Genomic DNA, 20,593 nt, shown 5'->3' with positions numbered 1-20,593 from the left:
CGCTTGTCTGGTTCACGCGACCGTTCTGATGGCTTTGCCAAGCGCTTGTGGCGCCGCATTCGCGGCCCGCTTGCGCGTTCGGCTGTCGTGAAATCTGCGCTGGTGCAGTTGATTTCCGGCTATCTGAAATTCGTACGCTTGACCAATCCGCCGCGCAAAGGCTCGGCGGATATCAAGGTTCTTTTGCGTGAGAATAGCCCGTCGATCATAACCTTCTGGCATGGCCAGCATATTATGGCTCCGGTTGTGCGTCCGCATGATTTGGCTGTCGTTGCCATGTTTTCTAAAAGTGCAGATGCAGAGCTGAACGCGCGTATTGCTGAAAAGTTCGGCTTTATCACCGTGCGCGGCTCTGGTGGACGCGGCGAAGGGAATTCAGCGAAAAAAGGTGGTGCGCGCGCACTTCTGACATTGAAAAATGCGTTGAAAAAGGGACAATCGGCATCGATGATTGCCGATATTGCTCACGGTGCGGCGCGGGAAGCTGGCGAGGGAATTATTTTGCTGGCCAAGCTTTCAGGTCGGCCAATAATGCCTTTTGCATATGCTTTTTCGCGGAATCATGTTTTGCATAAGACATGGGATAAGACCACTATTCCATTACCGTTCGGACGCTCGATGATTGTGTGCGGAGAGCCGGTCTGGGTGGATGAAAATGCCGATGAGGCACAACTGGAAGAAAAGCGCATGGAACTGACGCGACAGCTGAATGACGCGACGAACAGAGCCTATGCTGCATTGGAGGCAGGTAAATGAGTGAACGATGGGCGCGAAACATGTTGTCGGCCTATCGTATGCTCGGCTCTGCCGCTTATCCCTTTATCGGCACCTACATTTCCTACCGTGCCTCGCGTGGCAAAGAAGAACGCTCGCGTCGTCGCGAGCGCTATGGCAAGACATTGATTGCCCGTCCGCAAGGACCTGTGATCTGGGCGCATGCTGCCAGTGTGGGTGAATCGGTCGCGATGGCACCGTTGATCGAAAGCATTGCTGCAACGGGTATCCATATTGTCATGACGACCGGGACAGTTACCTCTGCAAAGCTTGTCGCGGATCAGCTCGGCAATCAGGTCATTCATCAATATGCGCCGCTTGATCTGCAACCAGCCGTCAATAATTTTCTCGATCACTGGAAACCTGATCTGGTGATTGGCTGCGAATCTGAAATCTGGCCAGCAACTGTGCTGTCTCTTGGCACGCGGCATATTCCGCAGGTTCTCGTCAACGGTCGCCTTTCTGACCGCTCGTTCGCGTCATGGCAGAAGCGCCCGGAACTGGCAGAGGCTTTGTTTGAAAATTTCGCGCATGTGATTGCGCAATCTGAACTTGATGGTGAGCGTTTCCGGACACTTGGCGCACGGCCTGTCAGTGTTTCTGGCAATCTTAAGGTTGATACAGCTCCGGCTCCAGCCGATCCGCAGGCACTGGCTGCATTCCAGCATCAGATTGGTGGACGTCGCACCTGGGCAGCGATCTCGACACATGACGGTGAGGAGGAAATCGCCGCCGAAGTGCATCAGATGCTGAAAGTACGTTATCCGCGTTTGGTGACGATAATCGTTCCGCGCCACCCTAACCGCGCGCCCGCTATTGAAGCCATGCTCGCTGAAAAAGGTTTGAAGGTTGCAGCGCGCAGCCGTGGCGATGTGATCGAAGCGGATACCGATATTCTGCTGGGAGATACGATCGGCGAAATGGGGCTTTATCTGCAACTCACGGAAGTTGCCTTTATCGGCAATTCGCTGACCAAAGAAGGCGGTCACAATCCGCTCGAACCAGCGATGATGGGGACTGCTGTTCTTACTGGCAAGAATGTTCAGAACTTCCGTGATTCTTTCCAGCGCCTCATTAAGAATGGTGGCGCGCGTGTTGTGAAAGATCGCAATATGCTCGCAGGCGCAATCAATTTTCTCTTCAATAATCCCGAACACCTGAACACGATGATCCGTGCGGGTGCTGATACGGTTAAAGATATGCGCGGTGCGCTTAACCGCACGCTCAATTCGTTGGAACCGTTCATTCAGCCGTTGGTGCTGCAAGCGCAATTGCCGGGAAATCGCAATGAAGCGGCTTTCATCCATGGCGGCATCTGAGCATGGCGAGCGAGGCACCCCCCTTCTGGTGGGGAAAACCTGACTGGCGTGCGCATAGTCTCGCGCCGCTTGCGTGGGTTTATGGAGGCATTGCCGGTCGCAGACTTCTTAAAACTGAGCCACCAAAGATCGCAGCTCCTGTTTTATGCATTGGTAATTTTACGGTCGGCGGTGCCGGCAAGACGCCAACTGCAATAGCTTTTGCAAAAGCTGCAAAAGAACGTGGCCTTAATCCGGGCATTGTTTCACGCGGTTATGGCGGCGATTATAAAGGGCTGCATATTGTTGACCCGTCAAATGATAGTGCCCGTCACGTTGGTGACGAGCCGCTTTTGCTGGCGCGTCATGCGCCGGTCGCACTCTGCCCCGACCGACTAAAATCAGCGCAGGAATTGCTGGCACGCGGTTGTGATTTCATCATTATGGATGATGGCTTTCAGAGTGCGCGTCTTCATCCTGACTTTGCGCTGCTGGTGGTTGATTCCACGCGCGGCATCGGGAACGGCAAGGTCATTCCTGCAGGCCCACTGCGCGCACCGTTGATTGATCAGATGCGCAAGACCGATGCGCTTTTGCGTATAGGTCAAGGCAGTGAGGCTGATTATGCGGTGCGACAGGCATCGCGGGCCGGGCGTCCTGTCTACGACGCGCAGTTGATACCTTCATCATTAGGGGAAGTTTCTGGCAAGCGCTGGTTGGCTTTTGCAGGAATTGGCAATCCGTCGAAGTTTTTTGCAAGCGTGAAGCAAGCTGGTGGTGAAGTTGTAGAAGGCCAGACATTCCCGGACCATTACAGCTATCAGCCTGACGATATTCGTAGACTAATCGAAACCGCAGAAAAACTTGGCACTGGGCTGATTACCACCGCCAAGGACCATGTTCGACTGGCAACTATGCGTGACGTGCCCGACGACTTTATGCGCAAACTGGCCGTATTTGATATCGATCTGGAGTTTGAACGCAAAGACGCGCTGCGCCAGATTCTTGATAAAGCCGCTGAGCGGTTCAAAGCCCGCTCATTAGGCGTTGTTTAAGCTTTCTTACGGCTGCGCAGTTCAGGATTAAGTTCCAGCTCACGCTCATAGGAAATAAGGCCGGACGCATAGGCTTCCTGTCGCGCAACGCTCCAGTATTTCAGCTCATCAAGCGGAATCTGCACAGCCGAAACCGCACATACAACATACGAGCCGTGTTTGACGATTTCAAAATCGCCATCAAGATAGCGCAGGACGGCTTCTGAAGAGCGTGGTGATTCAAATTTATTCATTGTGTAATTCCTTGATGCAAGAAAAGTCTTAGCGCCTTCCGAACAAGCGTTCAATATCAGTAAGCTTCAGCTCGATAAAGGTCGGGCGACCGTGGTTGCAGGTGCCCGATCCGGGTGTTGATTCCATATCGCGCAAGAGCGCGTTCATTTCTTCCGGTTTCAGGCGGCGCCCCGAACGCACTGAGCCATGACATGCCATGGTTGCGGCTACATGATTGAGCATGGCCTTAAGACCATCGGATGTATCATGGTCAGCAACTTCATCGGCCAGATCACGGATGAGTTGCTGCACGTTCATCTCACCTAGCATTGCAGGTGTTTCGCGAACGGCGATTGCGCCGGGACCAAACTGTTCGATCCCTAGACCGAAGCGCGCCAGTGTTTCCGCATGAGTGGCGAGCCGTTCGGCATCGTCTTCTGGCAGATCGACAATTTCGGGGATTAGCAGCATTTGTCCGCGAATTGGTCGCGAATGCAGTGCATTTTTCAACGCTTCATAAACAAGACGTTCGTGCGCGGCATGCTGATCCACGATTACAAGGCTGTCTTCGGTTTGCGCGACGATATAATTCTCATGAACCTGCGCACGAGCAGCACCCAAAGGCTTTTGCATCAACTCGACCGGGGCGTCCGCGATCGTGGCGCGCGCATCGGCAGCAGGCGCTGCAAAAGTTGAAATCGTAGCCTGTTCGTCTTCGCGAAAGGCGCGTGGGTTATCTAAATCAAGCGGCTTATGCGCAGGGTGAGCGGTCTGCGGTGACCATTCGCTACGCGGTGTGGCCGTGGTTGCTGGTCGCCACGATGGTGTTGCGTAAGTGTTGGTCGTTGTGCGTGGTTGGAAACCTTCAGCCCGAAACGCCTGTAACATCGCTTCCGCACCGCTGGTTGCAGGACGAATGCCAGATTGTGCCAGCGCCTGTTTGATCGAGCCAACGATTAGTCCACGCACCAGACCCGGATCGCGGAAACGAACATCAGCTTTAGCCGGATGCACATTCACATCGACTAATGCCGGATCAATTGTCAGAAATAGCACGGCTACCGGATGGCGATCACGCGCGATTACGTCGGCATAGGCACCGCGCAGCGCACCAAATATCTGCTTGTCGCGGATAGGACGCCCGTTCACATAGGCAAACTGGTGCAGTGCATTGCCGCGATTAAATGATGGAATGCCAGCAAAACCAGCCAGTCGTACCCCGTCGCGTTCGGCATCAATATGCAGTGCATTATCGGAAAATTCTTTGCCAAGAATTTGCCCGATACGTTCTAGTGTTGCATCGACGCCGGTGCCTGTTGCGGGCAATTCAAGTGGGGTACGGTCGGTGCCTGCAAGTGAAAAGCGTACGTGAGGAAAAGCGATTGCGACTCGTTTGATTACATCGGTGATCGCTGTCGCTTCTGCGCGGTCGGTCTTCATGAATTTGAGACGGGCCGGGGTTGCGTAGAAAAGATCGCGGACTTCGGCAATCGTGCCGCGATTAAGCGCTGCCGGACGTGGACCTTCCAGATGTCCGCCGCTCACGGTCACCTCAAAGCCGGATTCTGCATCCTGCGGGCGGGATTTGAGCGATAGTTTCGAAACCGAGCCGATGGAGGGCAATGCTTCACCACGAAAGCCAAGGGCACGAATATCGTTCACGTCATCGGTAAGTTTCGAGGTGCAATGTCGTGAAACGGCAAGCGAAAGCTCATTCGATGGAATGCCCGAACCGTTATCTGTCACGCGCAGTAACGTCTTGCCACCACCAGCCGTCACAACCTCAATGCGGGTTGCGCCCGCGTCGATTGCGTTTTCGACAAGTTCCTTGATCACACTGGCGGGGCGTTCAATCACCTCGCCAGCTGCGATCTGGTTAATAATGGTTTCGCTTAAATGCTGGATCGTCATGTTGCGATTATAGCGGATTCGCTTTCGCGAAGAACCGCTAATTCGACATCATCTTGATCAGCTGCGCCCATAAATATCGTCGAAGCGAACAATGTCGTCTTCGCCGAGATATTCGCCGCTCTGCACTTCGATCAGAACCAGTGGCAGAATGCCGGGGTTTTCCAAGCGATGTTTGAAGCCGCATGGAATATAGGTGGACTGGTTGTTGGTGAGCAGGATTTCGCGTTCGCCATTGACGACCTTGGCCGTTCCAGAAACGACGATCCAATGCTCCGAACGATGGTGATGTGCCTGCAGGCTGAGACGACTGCCGGGCTTCACTTCAATGCGCTTGATCTTGAAGCCATCGCCCTCTTCAAGGACTGTATAGGTGCCCCATGGACGGTGTGCGGTGCGATGCAGCTTCGCTGCTTCATGACCCTGTGCACGCAGCTTGTTGAACACTTTGCGAACGTCTTGCGCCTTATCGCGATGGGCAACCAGAAGTGCATCCGGTGTATCGACAACCAGCAGATCATGAACGCCTACGAGACTTACAAGCCGGGTTTCGGAAAGAACAAAGCTATCGGTGGTGTCCTCAAGAACGGTTTCACCACGCAATCGATTGCCTTCTGCGTCAGGCTCAATCAGATCTGCCATTGCAGCCCATGAACCAATGTCCGACCAGCCGCAAGATACGGGAACGCAGGCAATGTTGTCGGCCTTTTCCATAACGGCATAGTCGATTGAAATTGCGGGTGTTGCGGCGAACTGGTCTTTTGCAATCTCAAGCGTTTTCGTTTCGCCATTAACGCCACGACGCGCAGCATCGAGGGCTGCTTTTGCACCATTGAGAACGTCAGGCGCATGAAGCTGCATTGCGTCGATCATGGTTGCAGCCTTGAAGCAGAACATGCCAGAGTTCCAGTAATAGCGTCCGCTATCGACATAGCTCTGTGCCGTTGCAGCATCCGGCTTTTCAACAAAGCGCTGGACGTCTTCGCCATTGACTTCGATATAGCCAAAGCCTGTTTCCGGATGGTCAGGTACAATGCCGAACGTGGCGATTCGGCCCGTATCTGCAAGCTTGCGAGCTTTGAGCACTGCTTCACCAAACGCGTCCTCATCTTCAATCAGATGATCGGCGGGCATAACCAGCAAGGTTGCGTCAGCGCCATAGGCCGATGCGGCCTGAAGCGCTGCAAGGGCTACGGCTGGAGCTGTATCGCGACCAAGTGGTTCAAGTAGGAATGTGTTTTCGATCTTGCGTGCATTCGCTGCGGCATAGGCATCCAGCGTCAAAAACAGGAAATCTCGATTGGTGACAGTCAGGATTTGATCGACACCTGCAAGATGTGATGCGCGCGCATAGGTTTTGCCAATGAGTGTGCCGCCGTCAGGCAGTTCAATAAAGGGCTTTGGGTGTGCGTCGCGCGATAGCGGCCAAAGTCTCGAACCAGAGCCACCGCTGATGATAACCGGAATAAAGCTCATTTGCTGTTCTCATCCTTCGTTACGTTACGGGCGATCTCAAGTCCCATGGTCAAAAGTTCTGCGGCCTGCTCTTCAGTCGCGGCTTCTACGTAGCAGCGCAGTTCTGGTGCGTTACCCGATGCGCGATAGTGAATTGCGTTGCCGGATGCAAAAAACAGTTTCACACCGTCGATTGTTTCCAAACGAATAATTGCGTCCGTTAAAGGAAACAGGTTTAAGCGTGCCTCCTCCTGCGTGATGACAGAAAGGAATGCGGCAGTTTTTTCTTGAGCAACGTTTTGCAAGCGGTCGCTAAGCGCAATGCGGAAACCGTAGCTCTGGGCGATTTCAGAGAGTGGCTTCTGCGTTTCCTTGATCGTGCTCAGACATGCGAGAATTGGCAGCAGCGCATCGCGGGTTGGCAACGCAGAGAGTTCATGTCCGTTTTTCTCAATGCTGCTTCCAAGCAGCACACCGCCATTCGCTTCAAACCCAACGACGCTATTGGCATTTTCGCTCAGCGCTTGCTGCATGCCAGCAATCACATAGGGCGAACCGACACGGGTACGCAAAACGCGGGTGAATTTTCCGCATTCTTCCAAAGCAGTATTCGAGGTAACAGGAGTGACGATCACATCAGCGCCTACCCATGCTGCCGTAATTGCACCGACAAGATCGCCACGCACAAAATGCCCATGTTCATCGGCAATAAGCGGACGATCAGCATCGCCATCGGTTGAGACGATAGCATCGAAGTGATTCTCGCCTGCCCATGTTGCGAGAAGGGATACATCTTCCTGTCGCAGCGCTTCGGTATCGACTGGCACGAATACATCAGAGCGGCCAAGGGTGGTAGTTTTTGCGCCAAGAGCGTCGAGCACTTTCGTGAGAAGGTCACGGGCTACTGATGAGTGCTGATAGACGCCAACTTTCAAACCTGCGAGGCTGTTTGCGCCGAACAGCGTGATATAGCGCTCGGCATAGGCATTGATTGCCCGATCGCTTATTGGCAAATTTTCAGCTTTGCGCGCAACAACATCATCGGGCAGGGCTGCATAAGCAGCGCTGATCGCCGCCTCATCATCTTTGTCTATTTCCCCATCCGCACGGTAAAATTTTAGACCATTGCGATCATCTGGAATGTGACTGCCGGTGATCATGATACATTGCGCATTTTGCGACATAGCATAATAGCTTAGAGCTGGTGTCGGCAGGACGCCGCAATTAACCGGTGTGAAGCCTGCATCTTCGATAGCGCCTATCGCGAGGGCAGCAATATCCGGGCTTGAAGGGCGCAAATCCTGCCCGACAAAAACCTTGTCGCCTGCGTTCAGGCTTCCGCGAGCCCGAAGCATCTCAACAAATGCCAGCGAATAGGCATAGGCGGGCAATCCGTTAAGCTCGGTTGCAAGGCCGCGCAGGCCGCTTGTGCCGAATTTAAGAGAATTGCCTGTCATATCTTGCTCAAACCTGTTTTAGAGATGAATATCAATATACTGCGCCGCGTCTCCTATCGCGTATATTTTAGGCCGTTTCAATCATTGCATGTTTACGTGGTTATCGAGAACTTTCTACTCACGTATAATCACGGTGGGCAGGCAGGTTGAGATCCGGCAGACTTTCGGCCTGTACGACCGCACGGGCCACGGCCTGCGCCATAACAGTCGCCGCAATCGCACCGATTGCAGTTACATCAGCTTCAACCCCAGTTGCCTTGCCTGTCGAGAGCGCAAAGATAGTATCGCCATCCCACATTGTGTGGATCGGGTTAATCGTTCGTGCAAAGCCATCATGCGCCATGCCAGCAATTTTTTTCAACTCGGCTTTGTTAAATGGGACATTGGTTGCAATTGCGCCAATAGTTGTATTGGCACCTGCCGATTTCACAACATTCCGGCCCTGCATGATCGCATTCATAATGTTGCGGAAGCCTTTGCCATCTTCATTGCGCGCACCAGCGAGAATCTGCTGCGAATTGGGCGCATAAACATCGCCCACGGCATTAACGGCAACAATCGCACCGATCACGATCTCTGTGCCGGGCACCTTATAGCTTGCCGTACCTAGTCCGCCTTTCATGGCATAGTCCATGCCAAACATTTTGCCGACGGTCGCACCTGCACCTGCGCCGATATTGCCTTCGTTCGAAGCTTCTGCTTTGGCCGCTTTGCACGCGAGGTATCCTGCTTCATCATCAGGGCGGACAGAAAAATCACCAACGCCCAAATCCATGAGCACTGCGGCTGGAACAATCGGGACCACGCCTTTGCCGATTTTGAAGCCTAGGCCGTTTTCTTCCAGATAGCGCATTACGCCGGTTGCAGCGTTCAGACCGTATGCGCTGCCACCTGAGAGCATGACTGCGTTTACCCGATCAACGAGATTTATAGGGTCGAGCAGGTCAGTTTCACGGGTGCCGGGCGCTGAGCCGCGCACATCAACACCGGCTGTCGCACCTTCTTCGCAGAGCAAAACTGTGCAGCCGGTCGGACGCTTGCTCATTGTGTGATGTCCAAGCTTTATTCCCGGTACATCGGTGATGCTCCCGCCCATCAGTTCCAGCATTTGTGTGTCTCCCCCGCTTTCGGCTCTCGCCTGACTGACAATGAACGGTATTGTCCCAAGTCCTGCAAGTGATTTCGTAAATGTTCGTCTGTCCATAGCTTGTCCCCCCGGATGACTTTTAATCCGTCGTAATATTCTTCTCTTGTGAACGACGAAGACGCAAGACGTCCGCGACAAAAGTGCGGGAAAGAGCATGATAAAGTGGCTCATGAGAAACCAATCGGGCGGTTCCGTAGCCGAGCATGGACGCACACATTAGCGGGATAACATTGTTATGGTTGCCGGTCATTTCCAGAATAATCACAAAGGCTGTCATTGGGGCTTGAACAACACCCGCAAAATAGCCTGCCATACCAAGCACCGCTGCGAGGCTTGTACTGGTGCCGAGCAGCAGTCCGACGGTGCTGCCAAGGCCAGCGCCCACAGCAAGCGAAGGGGCAAAGATACCGCCCGGAATGCCCGAAATCATCGAAAGAAGGCCGGCGACGAGCTTTTCTACGAAATAGAAGGGCGGTAGTGAAAGCCCTTCGACCGCAGAGCGTGCCTGATCGTAACCTGTGCCAAAGGTTGCTCCGCCGGATGCAATGCCGATCACAGCGACAGCGAGACCGCACAGGCCTGCAATCATCACTGTCCCGCGAAGCGGTGCTTTTAGCACGCGGCGTCTTACGCGCTTTGTGAGGCTTAGTGCAAAGGCACTGAAAGCAGCACCAAATGCGCCACCAATCACACCGCAGCTTGCTACCAGAACCCAGTCCGTATTGGTCGTTACCGTAACGGTCGTGAGGCCGAAATAATTATAATTCCCCACAAGTCCGAGTGAGGCCAGCCCCGCGAGAATAACTGCCGATAGCACAAGGCCATTGGTGCGCGCGGCATAGGCGCGCCCCATTTCTTCGATGGCGAAGACAATGCCTGCGAGGGGCGTGTTGAAGGCCGCAGCGATCCCCGCAGCAGAACCTGCGAGAATGAGACCGCGCGCATGTTCCATGCTACCTATACGGGCTGATAACAACATGATCGAAGCGCCAACCTGTACGGTTGGTCCCTCACGCCCGATTGACGCACCCGAGAACAGTCCAACAATTGTCAGAATGATTTTTCCGAATGCGATTCTGAGTGACAGTAGGAGAGAGCGGTCTTTGGGATTGTTGAGGTGTCGTGCTGCGATGGCTTGTGGAATGCCGCTGCCGCCAGAGCCGGGGAAACATGTAATTGCAATCCACGAGCAAAGCATGAAGCCAAGTGGCGTAATGATGAGTGGTAGCCATGCCCGCCATGCGCTTTCTGTGCCGTCGGTCAGATTTTTGAAAAGGCTCTGAGCAATATCAGCAGCTTCGGCGAAGGCGACGCTGATAAGGCCGATTGCGATAGCACCGCACCAGAATACAAGACGCGGCTTCCATAAGCGTGGGTTCATCCACATTGCATGAGAACGGCGAAGCAGCGGTAATCGACGATATGATTTACGCATTTTGGCCCCTTTTGGGCTCATTATGAAAATTACGCTCAGCGAATTATCATAAAAATTGCAGCCAGTAACTCAAACTTGTCCGCAAAAGACTTTCCAACCAGTCATAAGCATGTTACCAGCCGGTGCCAATTCAACATGTAACGAAGTGCAGTCGCAGCTCCCGGATTCCTTTCCGGCGGAGGCGGCTTTTCTCATTCGGTAAAACCGGTAAAGGAATTGGCAATGGCTAAAATCGTGGAATCTTCCACCGGCGCTCTCGCTCTCACCTTCGATGATGTGCTTTTGCAGCCCGGTCATTCCGAGGTTATGCCGGGTCAGGTTGACCTGCGCACCCGTATTGCCAAAGACATTGAACTGAATCTCCCACTTCTTTCGGCCGCTATGGATACGGTCACAGAATCGCGTCTTGCCATCGCAATGGCACAGTCGGGCGGCATCGGTGTTATTCACCGCAATCTTACCCCTGAACGTCAGGCCGAAGAAGTCCGTCAGGTTAAGAAGTTCGAATCCGGCATGGTTGTAAACCCTGTTACCATCGGACCGGATGCAACACTGGCTGATGCGCAGGCACTTATGAAGGCGCATCGCATTTCCGGTATTCCAGTTGTCGAAAATGGTGCGAAAGGCCCGGGTCGATTGGTTGGTATTCTGACCAACCGCGATGTGCGTTTCGCATCTGATCCGGCACAGAAGATTTATGAGCTGATGACCCGCGAGAATCTCATCACGGTTCGCGAAAACGTCAATCAGGACGAAGCCAAGCGCCTGCTTCATGCGCACCGCATTGAGAAGCTATTGGTCGTTGACGATAAGGGTCGTTGCGTTGGCCTGATTACCGTTAAAGATATGGAAAAGTCGCAGCTCAATCCAAATGCTGCCAAGGACGCGCAGGGCCGTCTGCGTGCCGCTGCTGCAACGAGTGTTGGCGAAGATGGTTATGAGCGCGCTGAGCGTCTGATCGATGCTGGCGTCGACCTGCTGGTTGTTGATACGGCCCATGGCCATTCGCAGCGTGTTCTCGATGCGGTTGCTCGTATCAAGAAGGCTTATCCAAATATCGCTATTCTGGCCGGTAATGTTGCGACTGCTGGCGGTACACAGGCATTGATTGATGCCGGTGCGGATGCTGTTAAGGTCGGTATCGGACCAGGTTCGATCTGCACCACGCGTATCGTTGCAGGCGTTGGTGTTCCGCAGCTTTCGGCAATCATGTCAGCGGTTGAAGCAGCGCATAAGCAGAATATTCCGGTGATTGCTGATGGCGGCATCAAATTCTCCGGCGATTTCGCCAAGGCACTTGCCGCAGGTGCAGTTGCTGCCATGGCTGGTTCGCTGCTGGCAGGCACAGAAGAAAGCCCGGGCGAAGTTTATCTGCATCAGGGGCGTTCGTTTAAATCTTATCGCGGTATGGGTTCGGTTGGTGCAATGGCACGTGGCTCTGCTGATCGTTATTTCCAGGCAGAAGTTCGCGATGAACTGAAGCTCGTTCCTGAAGGCATCGAAGGTCAGGTTGCTTATAAGGGCCCGATTTCCGCCGTTCTGCATCAGCTTGCGGGTGGTTTGCGTGCTTCAATGGGCTATGTGGGCGCAAAGACGCTGGAAGAGTTCCGCGAGAAGGCAACCTTCGTGCGCATTTCCAATGCCGGTCTGCGCGAAAGCCATTCGCATGGCGTGGCAATCACTCGCGAAAGCCCGAACTATCCGGGCGGTATGTAATATCATACCCTCTGTTATAACATATTAAGGCGGCCTTTATGGCCGCCTTTTTCATGACGCAAGACTTGCAAGCTCCACATCATTAACGAAAAGGGTTTCTGCGCTTTCCACGATGCAGTCTGCCAGCGCCTGAAAGTCTTTGCGGCGTTTGCTCTGTCTGCGCCAGAAAAGAGCAATTTCCCGCTTCGGCTGCTCACCGTCAAAAGGGATAATGCGCATATGATTGCTGCGTGCTTCTGCGCGAACGGCGATTTCGGGAATAAGTGTCAGCCCCATTCCGTGGCTGACCATTTGCAGCAAAGTTGTCATGCTAGTTGCCCCGTACCGCACCAGTTGCCGCTGTGATGGCAGTGAGCAAACCGCCAGCGCCTGATCTCGCATGCAATGACCTTCTTCAAGCAATAATAGCCGGTCGAGTGCTGCACTGTCCTGCGTCATAGGCGATGAGAGGACCGTCTGGTCGTTGCTTGAGGTGGCGATCAGAAAACGATCATCAAACAGCTTGAGATGCGCGAGACGATCATCTGCAATCGGCAAAGCCGCAACGATGGCGTCGATTTCGCCAGCATTTAACTCATCTAGCAGTTTTGCTGTCACACTCTCACGCAATTGCAGACGAAATGACGGGTGCTTCGCTCGTAATAGCGGAATGAGATGCGGCACCAGATAGGGCGCTACGGTGGGGATGATTCCCAACCGTAGCTGAGTTTGCAGAAGCCCTTTGCTCTGCGCGGAGATTTCTTCGAGCGCATGCAACTCTTTCAGAATAGTGCGAATGCCGGGCAGCAGGTCGCGCCCAAGCTCCGTCATAATGACTTTACGTTGCGAGCGCTCGAATAGGGGCGCACCCGCCACAGCTTCCATTTCAGCAATCTGTGCCGATAGCGCAGGTTGCGAAATATGCACGAGTTCAGCCGCTTTTCTGAAATGCAGTGTGGTGGCGAGCGCATCGAAATAGCGCATTTGTCTGATCGTAAACATGATAAGAAAATCTTATCAATAATAACAAAAAAAGCAATTGGAGATTATATTTGGAATAAGTCTAAACTGCGTGCGTTACCCAGCCAGTGTGTGAGCCCGATGAATAGCAACACACAAAAGCCAGGCTGAATGCTGGATCGACCAATAGATTTTTTAGGAGGGAAGTTCCCATGGCAGACCGTCCGATTATGACCACAAGCGCTGGTGCGCCTGTTCCGGATAACCAGAATTCCCTTACCGCTGGTGAGCGCGGACCTGTTTTAATGCAGGATTACCAGCTGATCGAAAAGCTGACGCATCAGAACCGCGAACGCATTCCTGAGCGTGTTGTGCATGCCAAGGGTTGGGGTGCATTTGGCACACTCACCATTACTGGCGATATTTCGAAATATACCAAAGCCAAAGCATTGCAGCCGGGTGCAAAGACACCGATGCTGGCGCGTTTTTCGACCGTTGCCGGTGAGCAGGGTGCCGCAGATGCCGAGCGCGATGTTCGCGGTTTTGCGCTGAAGTTCTACACCGAAGAAGGTAACTGGGATCTTGTTGGCAACAACACGCCTGTGTTCTTCGTGCGTGATCCAGTGAAATTCCCGGATTTCATTCATACCCAGAAGCGCCATCCCAAGACCAATCTGCGTTCGGCAACTGCCATGTGGGATTTCTGGTCGCTTTCGCCAGAAAGCTTGCATCAGGTGACGATCCTTATGTCGGATCGCGGCCTTCCAACAGATGTTCGCCACATCAATGGATATGGTTCGCATACCTATTCGTTCTGGAATGATGCTGGCGAGCGTTATTGGGTGAAGTTCCACTTCAAGACCCTGCAGGGCCACAAGCATTGGACCAATGAAGAGGCTGAACGTGTGATCGGTCGTACGCGTGAATCCACGCAGGAAGACCTGTTCACCTCTATCGATAAGGGTGAGTTCCCAAAGTGGAAAGTTCAGGTGCAGATCATGCCGGAACTCGATGCGGACAAGACGCCCTACAATCCGTTTGATCTCACCAAGGTCTGGCCGCATGCGGACTATCCGCCGATCGATATTGGCGTGATGGAATTGAACCGCAATGCGGAAAACTATTTCACTGAGATCGAAAATGCGGCTTTCTCACCGTCCAATATTGTGCCGGGTATCAGCTATTCGCCAGACAAGATGTTGCAGGGTCGCTTGTTCTCTTATGCCGATGCCCATCGTCATCGCCTTGGCACGCATTATGAGAATCTACCGGTGAACCAGCCAAAATGCCCCGTGCATCACTATCACCGTGATGGTCAGATGAACACCTATGGCGGCATCGCAACGGGTAACCCGGATGCTTATTATGAGCCGAACTCGTTTAACGGCCCGGTTGAGCAACCGTCTGCCAAAGAACCGCCGCTGCGTTTGAGCGGTGATGCAGATCGCTACAATCATCGCATCGGCAATGATGACTATTCGCAGCCACGCGCATTGTTTAATCTGTTTGATGACGGCCAGAAGGCTCGTCTGTTCTCTAACATTGCAGCCGCGATGGGTGGCGTACCGGGCTTTATCGTCGAACGCCAATTGGCGCATTTCAAGCTGGTTCATCCAGACTATGAAGCTGGGGTTCGCAAGGCGTTGCATAACGCCCATGGATATCAGGCCAATACGATTGCCGTTAATGAGGAAGTGGATGCAGCGGAATAGCCGCCCATTTTCTTCATTTTGTGAAAAGCCGGATGCCCCCGCTCCGGCTTTTTGCATTTCACTAAGACTTTAAATCCGCTGCAACTGATTTGCCGATTGCCTTTTCCCATTAAGGAAGGCTATGCCCGACGTAATAAATATGAAGGAGCAGAAATGCGGCTTGGCGGACGCCTTCAGGCGGCGATAGAGGTTTTAAATGATATTGAAGCGGGTAAACGCCCGGCTTCCGACGCACTGAAGGATTGGGGTGCATCGCATCGCTTCGCCGGTGCGGGTGATCGTGCCGTCATTGGCAATATTGTTTATGATGCGCTGCGCCGTAAATTGTCTATCGCATGGCGTATGGATAGCGATGATGCGCGCGCATTGGCTTATGGGGCGCTGGTCTCCGAAGGCGGTTTGGATTTTGCTGCTATTGATGCAGCACTTGAAGGCGATAAGTTTGCTCCTGCCCTGTTGGAGGCGGCTCCGCGTGAAGCGTGGGCAAATCGCGATATCGCTAATGCGCCTGCCTATATTCGCGCTGACGTACCAGAATGGTGCGTTGCTTCGTTAGAAGCACAGTTCGGCGAACATTGGGTGGATGAGGCTGCAGCGCTTTCGACACGTCCGCCCGTTGATCTTCGGGTAAATGTGCTGAAAGCAAAACCCGAAGCTGTCATTGAAGCATTAGAAAAAGCGGGCGTTGGTAAAGCGCCATTGCTTAATCAGGCTTTGCGTATGCCTCCCATTGAGGCGCTTGGCCGTCATCCGAATGTGCAAACCGATCAGTCGTTTCTTGACGGTTGGTTTGAGGTGCAGGATTTGGGTTCGCAGCTTGCCGCATTGTTCGCAGGTGCAAAACCTGGCGAACAGGTTCTGGACTATTGCGCAGGGGCGGGTGGTAAGACATTGGCGCTGGCCGCAGCTATGGGAAATAGTGGGCAGGTTCACGCTTATGATGCCGCGCGTGCCCGGCTTTCGCCGATGCATGATCGCTTGCAACGGGCAGGGGTTCGCAATACGCAGATCCATGGCAATCTCGACGCGCTTACGCCATTAATGGAACGTATGGACTTGGTTCTCACGGACGCACCTTGCACGGGCTCCGGCACCTGGCGGCGCAGGCCTGATGCCAAATGGCGTCTCAATGACGAGCAACTCGAGCGTCGTTTGCAAGACCAGAAGGAAGTTCTGGATGCCGCAAAGCATTATGTAAAACCGGGAGGGCGTCTGGTTTATGTGACCTGTTCGCTTTTTGCTGAAGAAAATACCCAGCAAGTTGAACGGTTTCTCGATGAGAACAGCAATTTCACTGAAACTGCACCACAAGACCTCTGGCAGACAATCGTTCCAAATGCTGGGGCAGTTTCACCCGTTTTTCCGGCTCGAGGTAGTGTATTTTCCCCGTTATCGACCGATACGGATGGGTTTTATGTGAGTGTTCTGCAAAGGAATACTTAACTCAAGGTGCTGGATGCCTATTTCAAAGTTAAAAAGGTAAGATACTTCCCGCTTTGTAAGAATAAATTGTAATTACGGCGCTAGACAGGCGCTGTAATTGCGAACATATTAAGTACGTCGGTATGCTGTAGATTTTGCTCGAATTGGCTGGCAGCGACGTGCCTTTGATCACTTTGTTTTCCCCGACAAAGGTGATCGCTATCTGCTTTGGTAAGGTAAGAACGCCAGAGCATTATTATATGGTTCGTGATGGGCAAGTTTGTTCTGTCGAAAACACAGAAGCCGTCATTCTCGAGCAACGCAGACATGGTGGTTGTGCAGGATCAAGGGGCTACAGGGATGATCAAAACCATTGCAGGCAAGCGTCTTCTTTACGTTATGGCGACGGAAGCGGAATATGGTCCGTATTTGAGTTCGCTGTTTTTGCCGTTAATGATCGGCGTTGGGCCGGTTGAAGCAGCAATCAATCTGATGCGTATTCTGACGGTGTTTGAACAGCAAGGCGAATTGCCCGATATTGTTGTTTCAATCGGTTCTGCTGGATCGGCTCGCCTGCCTCAAACAGAGGTGTTTCAGGTTTCATCCGTTAGCTACCGCGATATGGACGCGTCACCTTTGGGATTTGAAAAAGGCTGCACGCCGTTTCTCAATTTACCTAAAGTCGTCGACATGTCGTGCATTATTCCAGGGCTGCCGCGCGCATCGCTTTCGACTGGTGCAAATATCGTGTCTGGTAAAGCCTATGAAGCCATTGAAGCCGATATGGTTGATATGGAGACCTATGCGTGTCTGCGTGCGTGTCAGGCGCATGGCGTTGATCTGATCGGCCTGCGTGGCATTTCAGATGGTGCGCGTGAGTTGCGACATGTCGATGATTGGACCGAGTTTCTAGACGTCATCGATGAGAAGCTCGCGACAGCCGTTGAGGCGCTTGAAGCGGCGATTGTTGCTGACGCACTGACACTTCCTGACAAGGATGTGTCAGTATAGGGCAAGTTTCTTCGTTTGTTTGTTGAAACGTGGCACTTCGTCCATTGCATTTTTGCCGCTTTTTATCTAGATGCTCGGCATGAGCACCACAGCAAATCCTGACACTATCCTTATCGTCGACTTTGGCAGCCAGGTCACGCAGCTTATTGCACGCCGCGTACGTGAGGCCGGAGTTTATTCCGAGATCGTTCCGTTTCAGTCTGCGGAAGATGCCTATAAGCGCATCAATCCGAAGGCGGTAATTTTGTCGGGTAGCCCACACTCGACAACGGACATTGGCAGCCCGCGCGCGCCACAGGCGATTTTCGAGACTGGAATTCCAGTTCTCGGTATCTGCTATGGCGAGCAGACCATGTGCGCCCAGCTGGGTGGCAAGGTCGAAAGTGGCCATGACCGTGAGTTCGGTCGTGCTTTCCTTGAAGTGCAAGAAGACAGCGCGCTGTTTGCTGGCGTTTGGGCTAAGGGCACCCGTCATCAGGTTTGGATGAGCCACGGCGATCGCGTTACCGCGCTTCCTGAAGGCTTTAAGGTTATCGGCACATCGCCAAATGCACCTTTTGCAGCCATTTCGGATGAGAAGCGCAAGTATTTTGCGGTTCAGTTCCACCCGGAAGTTGTGCATACACCGGATGGTGCAAAGCTTATTCAGAACTTCGTTCACAACATCGTCGGCATCAAGCCAGACTGGACAATGTCTGCCTATCGCGAACAGGCTGTTGAAGCCATTCGTAAGCAGGTCGGTAAGGGCAAGGTTATTTGCGCACTGTCCGGCGGTGTCGATTCCTCGGTTGCAGCCCTACTGATCCATGAAGCAGTTGGCGATCAGTTGACCTGTATCCTTGTTGATCATGGTTTGATGCGCAAGAACGAAGCTGCCGACGTGGTGGCTATGTTCAAAGAACATTATAACCTGCCGCTCATCCTCGTGAATGCGCAGGACCGTTTCATTGGCGCTCTCGAAGGCGAAAGCGATCCGGAAAAGAAGCGCAAGACTATTGGTCGTCTTTTCATCGAAGTGTTTGAAGAAGAAGCGAACAAGCTGGGCGGCGCAGACTTCCTCGCACAGGGCACGCTCTATCCGGACGTTATCGAAAGCGTTTCGTTTACTGGCGGTCCTTCGGTGACAATCAAGTCGCACCACAATGTTGGCGGTTTGCCAGATCGCATGAACATGCAGCTCGTTGAGCCGTTGCGCGAACTCTTCAAGGATGAAGTACGCGTATTGGGCAAGGAACTTGGTCTGCCTGACAGCTTCATCGGACGTCATCCGTTCCCTGGTCCGGGTCTTGCGATCCGTTGCCCGGGCGGCATCACGCGCGAGAAGCTCGAAATCCTGCGTGAAGCGGATGCGATTTATCTCGACGAAATCCGTAAGGCTGGCCTGTACGATGCAATCTGGCAGGCTTTTGCCGTTCTGCTTCCGGTTCAGACTGTTGGCGTGATGGGCGACGGTCGTACTTACGAATTCGTTTGCGCCCTGCGTGCCGTGACTTCAGTTGACGGTATGACTGCGGATTTCTACCACTACGACATGAACTTCCTTGGCAATGCGGCGACCCGCATTATCAATGAAGTGCGTGGTATCAACCGCGTGGTCTACGACGTGACCTCGAAGCCTCCGGGCACGATTGAGTGGGAATAATATACGTTTAACTCCCGATCTTATGCCGCCGCATCTTAAATATGATGCGGCGGCATTGTTTTATTCAGAATGTGATTATTGATTGATTTCAGGTTCGACCAGTTTTCTGAGTTTATCGAGTGAATCCTGCCAGCCGAGATAACAGGCCTCAAGCGGAATAATATCCGGAACGCCTTCCTGAATGATCGTGACTTCAGTTCCAACAGACACGGCTTTCAGATCGACAGTCACTTTCATCTCGCCGGGCATGTTAGGGTCGTCGAACCTGTCGGTATAAACAAGACGCTCTCCGGCAACGAGGTCTATATAATTGCCTCCAAACGAATGCGATTCGCCCGTTGTAAAATTGCGGAACGACATTTTGTGATTGCCACCAACTTCTGCATTCATTTCATGCACCGTACATAAGAACCCGTAAGGCGGAAGCCAGCTCGCAATCGCGTCTGGTTCAATGAATGCCCGATAGACTTTTTCAGGCTTTGCCGCGATGACGCGGTGCAGGCGAATAATATTTGGCATGCTTTCCTCCCTTTACATTTCTCTTCCCTGGATTATGCCTGTTCGCGTTCCCACTTATTGTTCCTGATCTACTGCAGATATCTAGCGCAGCGCTATCCGCGAAGAAGGGCGGGAGAGGGGCCGTGAATGCACTTATATATATGGCGACAGAATCGGGTTGTTTGTGTTGGTTAATTTTTGATAAAATTGCTTTGGTTTAGCTGTGGAAAGAAAGTTTGCGATTTTTTATGAAAGTTCGTTGACAGTTTCGGGAAGTAGGGTCTATATGGCATTCAACGAGGGCGGCGACGCTGCTAGCGGCAGGTTGCTTCGTCCTTGTAGTTCAGCGGATGGCGATTGACAGAGATGTTGAGAGTGGTTAGTTGAGCGGCATTGGTGAGATGGAAGTCTTGTTGATGTGATGAGGAAGGAACGGTTGATAAGGCTGTGAATTTCTTGAAAAAAATGGGTTGACACGGTTTACGATGTAGACTAGATACCCGGCACCGCAGAGACGGAGCGAGACGAGATTGAGAGTTGGGGCCGAATGGTTCTGGTGATTGAGATTGGAGCGCGGAGTTAAGCGGAAGAGTTTTCGACGGTTTTGAACTGTCTGTTCTTTGATAATTTTATACAGAAGAAAGAGAAACGTGGGCGGCATTGTCTGCTGAATGTTTCGGGTCCTGAGAGGGATTTGGAATATTCGAACAGAACTTTGGCGGACACGTTTCTTGATAGAATATGTTACCTGGCTTTGATCTTAGGCTTCGGCCTTTGAGATTAGAGTTGGTGTGTAAATATGTTCTCGTCAAATTTGAGCGTGACCACGGTTCTGAGTGTTTTTCGGCAACGAAGAATGCTTTGACCAAAATAGCCAATTATCAAATTTTCAACTTGAGAGTTTGATCCTG

The 20,593-nt window shown here is 52.7% G+C and carries 16 protein-coding genes; 8 read left to right on the top strand and 8 right to left on the bottom strand.

The features are described from left to right. Positions 1-3: 3 nt before the first annotated feature. Genes ACOZHT_RS20965 through lpxK form a run of 3 tightly spaced genes read left to right on the top strand, consistent with a single transcriptional unit; the run spans position 4 to position 3,127 of the window. Positions 4-756: a lysophospholipid acyltransferase family protein gene (locus ACOZHT_RS20965; protein WP_339512255.1), complete on the top strand. Its 753-nt coding sequence runs from the start codon at positions 4-6 to the stop codon at positions 754-756. After that, entirely contained in the window at positions 753-2,093 is a 1,341-nt protein-coding gene (gene waaA, locus ACOZHT_RS20960; protein WP_339512257.1) for a lipid IV(A) 3-deoxy-D-manno-octulosonic acid transferase, read from the top strand. The genes ACOZHT_RS20965 and waaA overlap by 4 nt, the downstream gene beginning before the upstream one ends. 2 nt (positions 2,094-2,095) lie before the next feature. Further along, positions 2,096-3,127, top strand: coding sequence for a tetraacyldisaccharide 4'-kinase (gene lpxK, locus ACOZHT_RS20955; protein WP_339512259.1), 1,032 nt, complete (start codon positions 2,096-2,098; stop codon positions 3,125-3,127). Here the strand turns inward: lpxK and ACOZHT_RS20950 are convergent. The 6 genes from ACOZHT_RS20950 to ACOZHT_RS20925 all read right to left on the bottom strand — a co-directional run bounded on the left by ACOZHT_RS20950 (position 3,124) and on the right by ACOZHT_RS20925 (position 10,742). Continuing rightward, positions 3,124-3,360, bottom strand: coding sequence for a DUF2093 domain-containing protein (locus tag ACOZHT_RS20950; RefSeq protein ID WP_339512261.1), 237 nt, complete (start codon positions 3,358-3,360; stop codon positions 3,124-3,126). The two genes, lpxK and ACOZHT_RS20950, sit on opposite strands and share 4 nt — an antisense overlap. A gap of 28 nt (positions 3,361-3,388) precedes the next feature. Next, complete coding sequence (mutL, locus tag ACOZHT_RS20945) at positions 3,389-5,251, bottom strand: DNA mismatch repair endonuclease MutL (protein WP_339512263.1); 1,863 nt, start codon at positions 5,249-5,251, stop codon at positions 3,389-3,391. Between the two features lie 57 nt (positions 5,252-5,308). Beyond that, positions 5,309-6,724, bottom strand: coding sequence for a mannose-1-phosphate guanylyltransferase/mannose-6-phosphate isomerase (locus tag ACOZHT_RS20940; RefSeq protein WP_339512265.1), 1,416 nt, complete (start codon positions 6,722-6,724; stop codon positions 5,309-5,311). After that, positions 6,721-8,160 carry a phosphomannomutase gene (locus ACOZHT_RS20935; protein ID WP_339512267.1) on the bottom strand — a complete coding sequence of 480 codons (1,440 nt, stop codon included), beginning with the start codon at positions 8,158-8,160 and terminating at the stop codon, positions 6,721-6,723. The genes ACOZHT_RS20940 and ACOZHT_RS20935 overlap by 4 nt, the downstream gene beginning before the upstream one ends. Before the next feature lie 118 nt (positions 8,161-8,278). Continuing rightward, entirely contained in the window at positions 8,279-9,364 is a 1,086-nt protein-coding gene (locus tag ACOZHT_RS20930) for a P1 family peptidase (RefSeq protein ID WP_339512269.1), read from the bottom strand. Positions 9,365-9,386: 22 nt separating this feature from the next. Beyond that, positions 9,387-10,742: a chloride channel protein gene (locus ACOZHT_RS20925; protein WP_421566513.1), complete on the bottom strand. Its 1,356-nt coding sequence runs from the start codon at positions 10,740-10,742 to the stop codon at positions 9,387-9,389. A 222-nt stretch (positions 10,743-10,964) separates the two neighbouring features. On the opposite strand from ACOZHT_RS20925, the gene guaB reads away from it, so the two are divergent. Beyond that, positions 10,965-12,458, top strand: coding sequence for an IMP dehydrogenase (gene guaB, locus ACOZHT_RS20920; RefSeq protein ID WP_339512273.1), 1,494 nt, complete (start codon positions 10,965-10,967; stop codon positions 12,456-12,458). 51 nt (positions 12,459-12,509) lie between these two features. Here the strand turns inward: guaB and ACOZHT_RS20915 are convergent, their stop codons facing one another. Then, on the bottom strand, positions 12,510-13,439 hold the full coding sequence (locus ACOZHT_RS20915; RefSeq protein WP_339512274.1) for a hydrogen peroxide-inducible genes activator: 930 nt from the start codon (positions 13,437-13,439) through the stop codon (positions 12,510-12,512). A gap of 170 nt (positions 13,440-13,609) precedes the next feature. Between ACOZHT_RS20915 and katA the strand changes: the two genes are divergently transcribed. The 4 genes from katA to guaA all read left to right on the top strand — a co-directional run bounded on the left by katA (position 13,610) and on the right by guaA (position 19,184). Then, on the top strand, positions 13,610-15,109 hold the full coding sequence (katA, locus tag ACOZHT_RS20910) for a catalase KatA (RefSeq protein ID WP_421566512.1): 1,500 nt from the start codon (positions 13,610-13,612) through the stop codon (positions 15,107-15,109). A gap of 153 nt (positions 15,110-15,262) precedes the next feature. Then, positions 15,263-16,552, top strand: a complete 1,290-nt coding sequence (locus ACOZHT_RS20905) for an RsmB/NOP family class I SAM-dependent RNA methyltransferase (RefSeq protein WP_339515387.1) — start codon at positions 15,263-15,265, stop codon at positions 16,550-16,552. Positions 16,553-16,891: 339 nt separating this feature from the next. Further along, entirely contained in the window at positions 16,892-17,542 is a 651-nt protein-coding gene (locus tag ACOZHT_RS20900) for a 5'-methylthioadenosine/S-adenosylhomocysteine nucleosidase (RefSeq protein ID WP_339515389.1), read from the top strand. A 79-nt stretch (positions 17,543-17,621) separates the two neighbouring features. Next, positions 17,622-19,184 (top strand): glutamine-hydrolyzing GMP synthase, encoded by a 1,563-nt coding sequence (guaA, locus tag ACOZHT_RS20895; RefSeq protein WP_339515383.1) that lies wholly within the window; start codon positions 17,622-17,624, stop codon positions 19,182-19,184. A gap of 75 nt (positions 19,185-19,259) precedes the next feature. Here the strand turns inward: guaA and ACOZHT_RS20890 are convergent, their stop codons facing one another. After that, positions 19,260-19,703 carry an SRPBCC family protein gene (locus ACOZHT_RS20890; protein ID WP_339515385.1) on the bottom strand — a complete coding sequence of 148 codons (444 nt, stop codon included), beginning with the start codon at positions 19,701-19,703 and terminating at the stop codon, positions 19,260-19,262. Positions 19,704-20,593 lie beyond the last annotated feature (890 nt).

This window comes from Ochrobactrum sp. EDr1-4 (assembly GCF_049199085.1).
GTDB lineage: Bacteria > Pseudomonadota > Alphaproteobacteria > Rhizobiales > Rhizobiaceae > Brucella.
Note: the sequence above shows the minus strand (reverse complement) of the source record. Positions and strands in the feature narration are given on the sequence as shown.